General features: G+C 46.9%; 9 protein-coding genes and 4 tRNA genes. 12 read left to right on the top strand and 1 reads right to left on the bottom strand.

Annotated elements, in window-relative coordinates; translation table 11 throughout:
• Window positions 1–304 precede the first annotated feature (304 nt).
• The 10 genes from ACOJUO_RS18605 (at window position 305) to ACOJUO_RS18560 (ending at window position 8048) form a co-directional block, all read left to right on the top strand.
• A complete protein-coding gene (locus ACOJUO_RS18605; RefSeq protein WP_422137775.1) occupies window positions 305–985 on the top strand; it encodes a response regulator transcription factor in 681 nt (226 codons plus the stop codon).
• Window positions 986–1191: 206 nt separating this feature from the next.
• The gene (gene acs, locus ACOJUO_RS18600; RefSeq protein WP_422133431.1) at window positions 1192–3144 is read left to right on the top strand and encodes an acetate--CoA ligase; all 1953 of its coding nucleotides are present in this window, start codon (window positions 1192–1194) and stop codon (window positions 3142–3144) included.
• A gap of 147 nt (window positions 3145–3291) precedes the next feature.
• Window positions 3292–3368 (top strand) — tRNA-Met (locus ACOJUO_RS18595).
• Window positions 3369–3414: 46 nt separating this feature from the next.
• Window positions 3415–3491 (top strand) — tRNA-Met (locus ACOJUO_RS18590).
• A gap of 47 nt (window positions 3492–3538) precedes the next feature.
• Window positions 3539–3615, top strand: a tRNA-Met gene (locus tag ACOJUO_RS18585).
• A 47-nt stretch (window positions 3616–3662) separates the two neighbouring features.
• A tRNA-Met gene (locus ACOJUO_RS18580) sits at window positions 3663–3739 on the top strand.
• A 110-nt stretch (window positions 3740–3849) separates the two neighbouring features.
• Window positions 3850–4731, top strand: coding sequence for a patatin-like phospholipase family protein (locus tag ACOJUO_RS18575; RefSeq protein ID WP_422133430.1), 882 nt, complete (start codon window positions 3850–3852; stop codon window positions 4729–4731).
• Window positions 4732–4939: 208 nt separating this feature from the next.
• A complete protein-coding gene (locus tag ACOJUO_RS18570) occupies window positions 4940–5518 on the top strand; it encodes a DJ-1 family glyoxalase III (protein ID WP_422133429.1) in 579 nt (192 codons plus the stop codon).
• Between the two features lie 282 nt (window positions 5519–5800).
• The gene (locus tag ACOJUO_RS18565; protein ID WP_422137774.1) at window positions 5801–7246 is read left to right on the top strand and encodes a hypothetical protein; all 1446 of its coding nucleotides are present in this window, start codon (window positions 5801–5803) and stop codon (window positions 7244–7246) included.
• A gap of 385 nt (window positions 7247–7631) precedes the next feature.
• Entirely contained in the window at window positions 7632–8048 is a 417-nt protein-coding gene (locus ACOJUO_RS18560) for a hypothetical protein (protein ID WP_422133427.1), read from the top strand.
• Window positions 8049–8131: 83 nt separating this feature from the next.
• Here ACOJUO_RS18560 and ACOJUO_RS18555 read toward each other — a convergent pair whose 3' ends face one another.
• Window positions 8132–9868 carry an AMP-binding protein gene (locus tag ACOJUO_RS18555; protein ID WP_422137773.1) on the bottom strand — a complete coding sequence of 579 codons (1737 nt, stop codon included), beginning with the start codon at window positions 9866–9868 and terminating at the stop codon, window positions 8132–8134.
• 498 nt (window positions 9869–10366) lie between these two features.
• Between ACOJUO_RS18555 and sctD the strand changes: the two genes are divergently transcribed.
• Both sctD and ACOJUO_RS18545 read left to right on the top strand, forming a co-directional pair.
• Complete coding sequence (gene sctD / locus ACOJUO_RS18550) at window positions 10367–11860, top strand: type III secretion system inner membrane ring subunit SctD (protein WP_422137772.1); 1494 nt, start codon at window positions 10367–10369, stop codon at window positions 11858–11860.
• A complete protein-coding gene (locus ACOJUO_RS18545; RefSeq protein ID WP_422133424.1) occupies window positions 11835–12095 on the top strand; it encodes a hypothetical protein in 261 nt (86 codons plus the stop codon). The genes sctD and ACOJUO_RS18545 overlap by 26 nt, the downstream gene beginning before the upstream one ends.
• Window positions 12096–12131: the final 36 nt, after the last annotated feature.

The following is a 12131-nucleotide window of genomic DNA, read 5'->3' as shown; positions in this document are numbered from 1 at the left end:
CCCCGATTTAATCGCTACTGCAAAGAACGATTATTTATATAACCTTTGACAATGATTTTTTTATGAAGTTCACCCGTCGTCCTGAAGTACGCAATTTGATCAGGATAAAGAATCCAGTCTTCTGAATGCCAATGAAAAGACTCTTGAGAAAATCCCGACAGGTTCCAAAAACCAAAGATCCAAACAACTGCGGCCGATAGAAACATTGTTCAGGACGCAGCCGGCACTTGATGTCAGGGCCGGCTTCAAAACAATAACAACGGTCGGTCTCCACCACTGACCAGGTAATTGGCACTCTGAGTCCATGGCATACAAGATCATCATTGCAGACGACCACCCTCTGTTCAGGGCCGCATTACAGGCTGCTCTGCGTCAGGGGCTGGAGAATCCTGAAATTTATGAAGCCGGGTCCATCGCAGCCCTGCAGAAGATCCTTGAACAGGTGCCATCGCCTGACTTGATCCTTCTTGATCTCAACATGCCGGGTGCTCATGGCCTTTCTGGTCTGATCTTTCTCAGGGGACAGTATCCGCAGGTCCCTGTTGTTATTGTTTCCGCTTCCGAGGATGCCCAGATCATCCATCGCTCACTGCATCATGGCGCTCAGGGTTTTATCCCGAAATCCTCACCTCTGGATGTTCTGAAGAATGCCGTGTCTCAGGTGCTTGAGGGGAAGACCTGGCTGCCAGAATCGCTGCCCGAACTGCCAGAACAGGGACAGCTGTCCGAACTGGAAGAAAAGCTCGCCACACTGACGCCACAACAATTCAGAGTTCTGGGCATGATTAGCGAAGGGCTGTTGAACAAACAGATTGCCTACGAACTGGAAGTATCAGAAGCCACGATAAAGGCACATATCACAGCTATTTTCAAAAAACTGGGCGTTCGCAGCAGAACCCAGGCTGTGATTGCCATGAACGAGCTGGAAATTGATCAGCCTTTCGCAGGTGACAACGGCTCGTCTGCTGTCCCTCCTCCTGCTTAATCAACTCACGGTCAAATATAGCCCTGACGGATACAGGCGCTGTGAGCGATGAGAATAGAATTATGGTGACAAAGTCTGATTTCTTTATGGAAGTATCGCCTTAAGATGACATTCAGACACCACAATGCTAAAAACTACAAACACCGTATCAATACACTGCCAGAAGAACAATCACAAGAACAATTAAAATAAACCAGGGATTCATTATGAACGAAGTGCGTGTGTACCCGGTAACTGAGGTCCAACGAGAGAATACATTGGCAGATAACAAACGTTATCTTGAGATGTACCAGCAATCAGTCGTCAGCCCCGAAAAGTTTTGGCGAGAGCATGGCAAGAGAATCGACTGGTTCACTCCATACACTCAGATCAGGAAGGTGTCGTTCGATCATGAAAATGTCGATATCAAATGGTTCTTCGACGGCACCACGAACGCCTCTTTCAACTGTCTGGATCGTCACCTCAACAAAAAAGCCGATCAGGTTGCCATCATCTGGGAACCGGATGAAGAAGGCGATGCCCCCAGAAAAGTGACATACCAGGAGCTTCACGAACAAGTTTGTCGGTTAGCCAATGGGCTTAAGAGTCAGGGCATTGGCAAAGGTGATGTTGTCGCCATATACATGCCAATGGTCATAGAGGCCACAGTGGCGATGCTGGCCTGTTCACGCATTGGCGCCATTCACTCAGTCATCTTCGGTGGCTTTTCACCCGAAGCCCTGGCGGGAAGAATAATCGACGCCAACGCCAGGCTGGTTATTACCGCTGATGAAGGCATTCGGGGTGGACGAAAAGTCCCTCTCAAAAAGAACGTTGATCAAGCTCTCGAAAACCCGGAAGTGACCAGCGTTGAAAAGGTCATTGTTTTGCGACACACCGGTGAAACGGTTTACTGGCAGGATGGTCGTGATCTGAGCTGGCAGGATCTGACGACCATGGCTTCACCTCACTGTACGCCTGAAGCGATGAACGCCGAAGACCCACTGTTTATACTCTACACTTCCGGCTCCACGGGCAAACCTAAAGGCATTCTGCACACCACTGGCGGTTATCTGGTTTATGCATCCATGACCCATCAGTATGTCTTTGACTATCGGGAGGGTGAAGTATTCTGGTGTAACGCTGACATTGGCTGGATTACAGGCCATACCTATGTCACCTATGGCCCACTTCTGAATGGCGCCACCATGGTTATGCACGAAGGTGTACCCAACTACCCGGCCTGCAACAGAGTCAGCAAGGTCATCGACAAACATCAGGTTAATATTCTTTACACCGCCCCCACGGCAATACGGGCGCTAATGGCTGAAGGTGATGCGGCTGTTGCAGACACTCATCGCTCCAGTCTCAGACTTCTGGGCACCGTAGGAGAACCGATCAACCCCGAGGCATGGAACTGGTACTACAAAACCATCGGCAATGAAAACTGCCCCATAGTAGATACCTGGTGGCAGACAGAAACGGGAGGGGCCATGCTGACACCTCTCCCCGGCGCCACCGATCTGAAACCCGGTTCTGCAACTCGCCCATTCTTCGGTATCAGACCCGCCCTGGTTGATAACGATGGTCGTATTCTCGAAGGCGAACAGGAAGGTAACCTGGTTATTCTCGATAGCTGGCCCGGACAAGCCCGGACCGTCTTTAATGATCATGAGCGCTTTGTTCAAACCTACTTCTCCAGCTTTAAGGGTATGTACACCACGGGTGATGGCGCCCGCAGGGATGATGATGGCTATTACTGGATCACGGGGCGTGTTGATGACGTTCTCAATGTCTCCGGTCACCGCATGGGTACTGCTGAAATTGAGTCCGCTCTGGTTTCTCATCATGATATTGCCGAAGCTGCTGTTGTTGGCTTCCCACACGATATCAAGGGGCAGGGAATATACGTCTACGTAACACTGATAGCCGAGTCTGAGTATTCAGAAGAGCTACAGAGTGAATTAAGACAGTGGGTTCGCAAGGAAATCGGCCCTATAGCCTCACCGGATATCATCCAGTGGGCTCCGGGACTCCCCAAAACCCGATCCGGCAAGATTATGCGCCGAATCCTGCGCAAAATTGCCTCAGGCGAGTATGAAAGTCTGGGAGATACATCGACACTGGCGGATCCTTCTGTTGTAGAAACGCTCATCAGGGACCGCGCATTAGCGGGCTGACCTTGTTCCCGGACTGAGATTTTAAACCCACAGAGAGCTCTGCATTCCGGAGCTCTTTGTCTCACCCTTGGTATAGTTATTAACCGCAGCATTTTAATCTTTTATTGACTTTAGGGATCATCGTCCATACTATGCGCTCCTCGTTGATGCGGGGTGGAGCAGCCTGGTAGCTCGTCGGGCTCATAACCCGAAGGTCGTCGGTTCGAATCCGGCCCCCGCTACCAACAACAACGACAGTTGATTACCAGAAAACTGTCGGACAGATTTCGGTGCGGGATGGAGCAGCCTGGTAGCTCGTCGGGCTCATAACCCGAAGGTCGTCGGTTCGAATCCGGCTCCCGCTACCAACTTACAACGACAGTTGACCACCAGACAACTGTTGCACAGATTTCGGTGCGGGATGGAGCAGCCTGGTAGCTCGTCGGGCTCATAACCCGAAGGTCGTCGGTTCGAATCCGGCTCCCGCTACCAACTTACAACGACAGTTGACCACCAGACAACTGTTGCACAGATTTCGATGCGGGATGGAGCAGCCTGGTAGCTCGTCGGGCTCATAACCCGAAGGTCGTCGGTTCGAATCCGGCTCCCGCTACCAAATACAAGCCGGATTTTCCGGCTTTATTTTTTTTGCAGAAAAAACTTTTAATGCCTGCATCAGGCAGGGATAAAAGATTTCTCTTCCGTTCGTGACTGTTTGGGATCTCAATGCAGAAAAAAGAGGCCAGCTCACTCACAAAAACGGCACTTGTCGTTGAGGGCGGAGGAATGCGTGGTATATACTCCGCCGGCATTCTGGACGCCTTCATGGACAAACGCCATCGGCAGTTCAATGGCTTCTATGGAGCTTCGGCCGGTGCGCTCAACCTGGTTTCCTTTATTGCCGGTCAACGGGGTCGTAACCTCGACATCTACACAGGCGCCTGTCTGGAAACCCATTTCATCAGCCTCAAGCGCCACATGAAAGGCGGTAATCTGTTTGACCTCGACTGGCTGTTTGATCGCATCCAGAGACAGCACATGAATATTGACAAGTTTCGAAACCATCTTCGAGACAAAACATTCACGGTTGTTACCAGCTGCGCAAGTTCAGGTTACCCTATCTACCACAAGTTCGATGAATACTTTGAACTGGAACAACTGTTCACAGTTCTGAAGGCCTCCAGCGCACTTCCCATGATTTATCGTAGTACCATAACCATTAATGAAAGAAATCATGTAGATGGAAGTCTTGCCGACCCCCTGCCAGTTATGAAAGCTGCCGAGGATGGCTATGAACACATAGTTGTGTTGAGGAGTCGCGAAAGCCATTATCGCAAGAAGGCTTCGTCGAGCAATAGATTGCTGGCCTGGCAATTCCGAAAGCAACCTGAAGTGGCCGAGCTGATTCGCCAGCAGTACTCAATCTATAACGAAACTCTGGACAGCTTTGATCAGTTAAAACGTAATGGTATATCCATTACAGAAATTGCTCCGGATACTTCCCTGAGTTCAACCAGAAGCACGCGAGACCGTGCCAGACTGGTTTCCGACTACCACAAAGGCTATTCCGCAGGGTTTTCGTTCCTCCAACAGCTCAATCAGGCCTGACTGACCTGATCCTGGTGATCATGCCGATTTACAAACTCTGTAACATACTCTCTGGCTTTATTAACCATCCCTACTAGGCTTATGAATCTGTGGAACTGACGATTGTCTCAATCAGCTCGACAGGCTCAGCAGTGCCTGTTCTAAAACCGCCAGATTCAGAGCAGGTTGTATACTTGCATTCCGAAGGTTCAACCATAGAGGTTTCATTATGCCAAGGCAGATTCTCGTTCCGGTTGCTCATGGCTGTGAGGAAATTGAAGCCGTCACTATTATCGATACCCTTCGCAGGGCCGGAGCCCAGGTCTCTGTCGCTGCCTGCACTTCCGATGGCAATCTGGAAATTGAGGCATCCAGAGGTATCAAGCTGATAGCCGACGATCACATCGAAGTATTTCTCAATAAAAACTTCCACCTGATAGCCTTGCCCGGGGGCATGCCCGGGGCAGCCAACCTCAGAGACAACCCACACCTTACGGAACTTTTGCAACGGCAACACAAAGCCCAACGCTGGTACGCCGCTATCTGCGCCTCATCAGCCGTTGTACTGGCTCATCACTCACTTCTCGATAATGTGCGTGCTACCTGCTACCCCACTTTTTTTGATCAGCTTGAGGGGGCTCTGCCACAACCGGAAAGCCCGGTGGTCGTCGATCAGAAAAACCGGGTAATTACCGCTCAGGGGCCCGGCTGCGCCATGAATTTCAGCTTCGCTCTGATTGATGCGGTATACGGTAAAGACGCCTACCGTCCTATAGCCAAACAGATGCTGGCAGACTGGGCACTCTGAGCACAACATCCAGACAGTGGATGTTATGACATTAAGCTGCCATGAACAGCAGTGTATTTCGTTAAGCCTGAACTCAAAAAACTCAGCGCCCTCTTTCGTCCGGAAAAAGTATTCCCCAGTAAGCCACACCTCATAATGGCTTTCAGCTGCGCCGCAGGCGCTCTGAGGTAGAATTTTGTGTTTTATGTTCTTTCCAGGTGGTTAGTAAAACTCACACTTTATGAACTTTGGTTTGAGATCAGAGTCTAAATCATATATCTAATGATTAAAGGGTCTTGATATATGGATGGCATAGGAAAAGGAACTGATTTTCAAGTCGGAGTCATGAACAGCTCATTGCTCAGGTCATACAGAGATGAACCATTGTGGAATGGAATTCCTGTTTGCACAGTAAACTGTACAGAAAAACATATTTCATTTTGTCCAGACCACGAACGCTCTACCCGCTTGTTCAATCGCTCAATTGAATTGTCTTTGAGTAATACTTGCATTGATTTCATCAAGTATTCTGTCGGAAACAAATGGCAGTTAATGGCATCATCTTTAGGTTTCACTGATACTGAAATTCAAGAACTTCAGTATACCTATCTCCGTGGAACCGAATCTCATCACAACAAGCTTCACTTTAAACTGCCTGACTTTGTTTTTTTAATTGAAGCTATGATACGAAAAGCCCAAATTGATAAAAATATGGATTCAGAAGCTATCTTTAATGCTATCGAAAGAAGTGGGCATTTTAACAAAAAAATTTACCCATTTCGGGAAATACACAATCAAGAAAAAATCCAGACAAATTCTTTTCCTGATAAATCAGGCTGCTTTACATCATATATTTTTCTTATTTGGATTAAAAAAGATGAAAGCTCATTCGCTTTACCAAACACAACGGATTGCCCGGTAAAACAAAGATGTTATGACTGGGCTCAACACAATAATGATAAATTAGTTGTTTTATGGTACAGCTCATCAATGTTATATCGAAAAGAAGAAAAAAACACATTCTCAGATTTTCAAAGGAATATTTTATCTGATGGAATTAAAAATATATTGATCCTGGATATTGATAATATCAACTGGGGTGATGAGGAAAGATATACTTACTGGCATATAGGAAAATCCAGAATTTCTGAAACATTGGTTTTCAACAAGGAACTAGCGTTCAGTCAAGTTATAGATGGCTTAAGACCTGTGCTTTTATCAAAAGGAAGTTCTTATATAAAATCTGCGATGAGGGAATCACATATTCATGAAAAGCAAATTCCAACTATGGGGGCTTATTTTGATGTAGATTATATACCTGTCCCGTTCAAATCATTTTATCATCCCTATAGAAAGATTTGTAGAGACGGTACTTTTGATAAAATATTTTTTTTTGAAGGATCGCTTTCTATTAGTGGCATGGTGCCTAACAGCTTTCTTGCCACTTATGAAGATAATAATAATTTAATAACAGATTACCCAATGTGCGACGCATATGGAACCTTGTCTTTTTACGCGGATTACAGACCCCATCTTGTTGCAACAACCAGACTTTTCAGGATGTCTGATTGTATATATGATGACGATGGGCAATTACTGAAATGGGAAAGGCAAGCTACCTGGACTGAAAAATATTCAGACAAAACACTCTACAACAGCGCATCTAAAGATAAACCATCTTTACCTGACTACTTGGTAAAATACAAAGCATCAGGCAGCTCAGGATCTGACCCAATGGTGCAGGATTAATGTTGATTACATAGCGCCAAATTCAGCAGTAGAGCCACTTGCACTGTCTGCCGGAATTTTTACGGATTTGTTTTTCTCATATGCACCCTCATTTATGACAATGGTATGAAATTCAGGCTGGCCTTCAGCATTGATAAAATTCACTTCAACCCAACGCTGACCAAGTTATACCAGATTCGCTACAAAAATTGTCAATCTATCAACACTTTACTCTGAAGCCGTATCTTCTGATGCCTCAAGTAAATCTGAAAGTCATCGAAAACACTAATTACATAATCAATCATAAGCTTCCCTAAGCCAGGGATATATGGTTTGATTGAAAAAGAGGTTAGAAAAAGCAGGTAAGGACGCTTGCACTTATTAATAAAGCCTTGAGGTACTCATTATGGAAAGCGTAATCATTCTGTTCTTATGTGGGCTGGCTCTCTATCAGTTGAGTCTGAGACAAGACAAAATGGCTGAACAGCTGATCGCTCAGACGTTTAACCGGTTTGAACGACGCTACAACGATATTACCTACTCCTGCCTGAACTCTACAGTTGTCAAAAAACAACTACATGGCTTCCCTGCAGTCCCCCTGGTACCATCTGTTAACTACACGGCCAGAGCCTTGTGTTATTCGGAGAATAAAAACTGGTTCTGGTTTGATGCCAGTATCCGCAACATGAAGCTCTACTCGACCAGCATCACTCCTGTTTCACAACCAGAAGCCTGCGATGCACTTAGCAATGATCCAGAGGTACTCAGCCAGTATTTTCCGGAGAATAAAGACAACGAATCCAAGGCTGAGACAAGTACCTGATAAACTATCTACTCAAAATATTTTCAGGTACTCATAAAAAAACCAGCGCAAAGCCGGTTTTTTTATGAGTACCTGAATGGATATCAGGAGTTTTTTTCCAGCTCTTCCTTACGCAAATCTTTCCTCAGAATTTTTCCGACCGGTGTCATGGGTAGCTCCTGACGGAATTCTATATCCTTGGGCACTTTGTATGCAGTCAGATGATCCCTGCAATAAGCCACCACATCTTCTTTCTTCAATTCGTCGTCTGCAGGAACCACAAACAACTTGATTCTCTCTCCGGTGACGTCATCAGGAATGCCGATGGCGGCACAATTCTCTACCCGGTCAAAGCTGGCCACTATATCTTCAATCTCATTGGGATAAACATTAAAGCCGGAAACCAGAATCATATCCTTGATTCTGTCAACAATTTCAACAAAGCCGTCTTCTTTAATAACGGCCACGTCGCCGGTTCTCAGCCAGCCATCCTCAGACAGCACCTCGGCAGTGGCTTCTGCCCTTTTCCAGTACCCCTGCATGACCTGGGGTCCTCGCACACACAGTTCCCCCCTCTCTCCTACGGCTTGAGCTTCGCCGCCATCATTAATCACTTTCAGTTCAGTACTGGGCAATGGCAGCCCGGCAGTGCCCAGCTGGGCAGTATCGCCAAAAGGATTCATGCAAACTGCTGGAGAGCACTCCGTCAAACCATAGGCTTCCGAGACATAACATCCGGTAAATTTCCGCCAGCGAATTCCGGTTTCTTTCTGCAAAGCCGTACCACCGGAAAGGGTAAGTTTTAGTTTACTGAAATCGCACCCCCTGAAGTCTGGGTGATTGAGCAAACTGACAAACAGCGTATTCAAACCAATGAAGCCAGTAAACTGCCAGGGCTTAATAAATTTGATAAAGGTTTTGGTATCCCTGGGATTGGCAATCAGGACATTCTGATTTCCCATATACGGCATGCAGAGCAGATGCACGGTAAACGCATAAATATGATAAAGAGGCAGTGGCGCCACGAGAATTTCATTGCCGAGCTGCTGTACCGGCTGACCACTTTCATCCAGCTGTGAGAGAGCTGACGCAGCCTGAAGCATATTGGCAATCAGGTTGCGTTGAGTCAGTACCGCCCCCTTCGCAACCCCTGTGGTTCCGCCCGTGTACTGGAAAACAGCAGGGTCCTCAGGTGCAGGAGGATTTTCAAGAGGTACAGCCTGAAAGGCTTCGCCTTTTGCCAGTGCATCCCTGAAAGACACCGCCTTTGGCAGATTAAAAGGCTCCACCATCTTCTTGACATGTTTTGCAGCAAAGTTAATCAGGGTACGTTTTGCAAATGGCAGCATGTCGGCCACGCGGGTTACAATCAGGTGCTCAATGCCGGTTTTTTCTACAACCTCTTCAACCAGATGGCCAAAGTTGTCCATAAACACCAAAGCTTTGGCACCGGAATCATTGAACTGATGCAACATTTCCCGATCGGTGTAAAGAGGGTTGGTATTAACTATGACAAGACCTGCTCTGATGGCTCCGTAGACGGCTATAGGATACTGAAGCAGATTCGGCATCTGGATGGCAATTCTGTCACCAGGCTTCAGGGATGTGTGCTCACGAAGATAGTTGGCAAACTGCTGACTGTAGCGGTCCAGATCACCGTAAGTCAGAGTATACCCAATACCTGTAAATGCCGGTCGGGAAGCATTTTTTTCAAGAAGCTCCTCTATAATCGCCAAAAGATTGGGGTAGCGATCGGGATCAATAGTTTCAGCAACGCCAGCCGGACGCTTATCGCTCCAGAAAGATGCTTCCATAAGTACCTGCTCTCTTCTTGTTATCATGCGACGACTTCTGGCGCACACAAGTGATCGTTCGCCTGCTGCCGCATACATCACCATTTATATAAGAGTGTTCGCACTTTTGGGTCTGGCCGACTTCTGTCGTCAACCGTCAACTACCAGCCCCATAGGCTCTTTGCTCTTACAGCCGCTTTGGCGCATTTGTAGGGTAAATACGCTAAAAATGCACCTGCACTCATATAGCCGCTAAGGGAGTTTTACCAGCTTTTCGTGGTTGATACTAACCTTATCAGCACTTTGTTCGAAGATGTAGACCAAATAAAGAACTCTGGAAAAGATAGGTAGTTTCACTTAACCTAGGATTTAAATCACCTGAAAATCAAAGTTTATAAAATCTTTATCAGGGGAAAGATAGCCCAAAAAAACCATTTCATTTTTTAAACTTAAGAACGATGAAATGAGATAGGCTCTGGGAAAGTGAAAATAACCATTAGCCCACGCAGAACCATCAGCTAAGGAAAGCATTTCGGGTAGACGGCCATGATCGAGTTTTACCTTAAAATACTCTCTGGCAATCACCAGGGGGCTGAAATTCCACTTGAACCCGGAAGCTACTCTCTGGGCAAAAGCGATCAGTCTGATCTGGTCCTGACCGATGAATCACTCAGTGATCTGGAACTTATAATAAACATCAGCCCGCAGGGTCAAATCAAAATATCCAGCCAGTCTAAAGACGGATTACTCTATAGTAACGGCCTGCCCCGGGGCTCAGAGCTAAACGCCAGTCATTTTGACATCATAACCTCCAGTCAACTGTTTTTTTCTCTGGGTCCTGTAGATGCGGATTGGCCCGATCAACCACTGCCAGAGCTTCAGAGACCTGACCCGGAACCGGAAGAACATCAGAACAAAGGCTCTGAGCAAGATGAAGATGATGAATTCCCCGATGCTCCAGACATCCTGACGGAGGATGGGGATGAAGAGCTTGACAGTGATGACCTCAATAACCTGAACAATGATCTGGATGACATTGGCGACTCTCTGGCAGATGACGAAGAGGCTGAAGACGAATCAGAGGAGTTTGAGAACCCCCTGAAAAATATTGACCGGAAATGGCTGATAGGAATCCCGGCAGGCATATTTGCACTTTTCCTGCTTCTTATTATTTTACTTTCAGGTGGCTCTGACGAAGCGCCTCCTGAAATAAGCCATCTTGATCAGGCCAAAGAGATCCGCAATCGACTGAACCAGAAAAACATCAAACTGAAAGAGCTTCCTGACCAGAGCATCCTGATCTCTGGCTACACCCTGACAATGAGTGATAAACAGACAATCCAGCGTGAACTTCGTGAGCAGGGGATTCCTTTCAGCTCACAGCTGGTGGTCATGAGTGAATTAAGGGCTAATGCCGATGTGCTTTTAAAGAATCAGGGGCATACGTCTCTCAGTCTGGAGCTGGATAACTCGCCTGGTTCACTGGTTATGACCGGTTATGTTGCCTCCTCAGAAGAGCTTCAGAAAATCACTGCCGCTCTGAAACAGGAGGTTCACGGACTGGTTTCCATTGTCGATCAGGTAGAAAATCAGGCAGGTCGTCTTAACACGCTCAAGTCCATGCTCAGGGAGAAAGGCCTTAGCCCCCGCATACATTTGATACAAAAACCTAATCAAATCACTTTAGAAGGCCACCTCTTGGACGATGAACAAGTATATAACCTGAACGATGTGGTCACACGATTCAGAAAACAGTATGGCAATCAGCCCCAGCTGAAACTCGCTACCAAAACAGCTGGAGCACCTGCCAAAGTATTAAACACCCCACTGGCCCCTTCTCTGAAGATTCGGTCAGTGAGTATGGGAAGGGTGCCCTTTGTAACCATGGAAGATGGTGCCAAATACCTGATCGGCGCAAAGCTGGCCAACGGGTATATAATTGAAGATATTAATCTTGACTATCTTTTATTATCAAAAGGCACAGATCGGATCAAATATCGTCTTGGAGGCAACAGTGAAGGACCCACAAACCGACAATGAGAAAGTCCATCTCTCCGACCTCGAAGATCGCCTGATTCAGGACACTGACGGTGAGCTCAAGGAGCAGGTTCTGAAGGAATTGGTGGATGAAGCCTTGCGCCTGAAGTCGGAACGGGACAAAGGGCTTTCTCCTGATGAGTTTGAAATCAACGACAAGATGATCACTGCCCTGATCGCCGCTGCTGAAGTCGTTGACAAGACCTGGAATACTCATCACAAGAAACGCGCTGATTAAACACCTTCTGACAGCTACGTCCGACAGGGAGAGGGA

It is taken from the genome of Endozoicomonas sp. ALC020, from assembly GCF_049275935.1.
Lineage (GTDB): Bacteria > Pseudomonadota > Gammaproteobacteria > Pseudomonadales > Endozoicomonadaceae > Endozoicomonas_A.
Note: the sequence above shows the minus strand (reverse complement) of the source record. Positions and strands in the feature narration are given on the sequence as shown.

Excerpts from the sequence above, each read along its gene's own strand:
- ACOJUO_RS18575 (WP_422133430.1), top strand. The coding sequence starts at position 3,850 with ATGCAGAAAAAAGAGGCCAGCTCACTCACAAAAACGGCACTTGTCGTT.
- ACOJUO_RS18565 (WP_422137774.1), top strand. The coding sequence starts at position 5,801 with ATGGATGGCATAGGAAAAGGAACTGATTTTCAAGTCGGAGTCATGAAC.
- ACOJUO_RS18605 (WP_422137775.1), top strand. The coding sequence starts at position 305 with ATGGCATACAAGATCATCATTGCAGACGACCACCCTCTGTTCAGGGCC.
- sctD (WP_422137772.1), top strand. The coding sequence starts at position 10,367 with ATGATCGAGTTTTACCTTAAAATACTCTCTGGCAATCACCAGGGGGCT.
- ACOJUO_RS18555 (WP_422137773.1), bottom strand. The coding sequence starts at position 9,868 with ATGATAACAAGAAGAGAGCAGGTACTTATGGAAGCATCTTTCTGGAGC.
- ACOJUO_RS18570 (WP_422133429.1), top strand. The coding sequence starts at position 4,940 with ATGCCAAGGCAGATTCTCGTTCCGGTTGCTCATGGCTGTGAGGAAATT.
- ACOJUO_RS18560 (WP_422133427.1), top strand. The coding sequence starts at position 7,632 with ATGGAAAGCGTAATCATTCTGTTCTTATGTGGGCTGGCTCTCTATCAG.
- acs (WP_422133431.1), top strand. The coding sequence starts at position 1,192 with ATGAACGAAGTGCGTGTGTACCCGGTAACTGAGGTCCAACGAGAGAAT.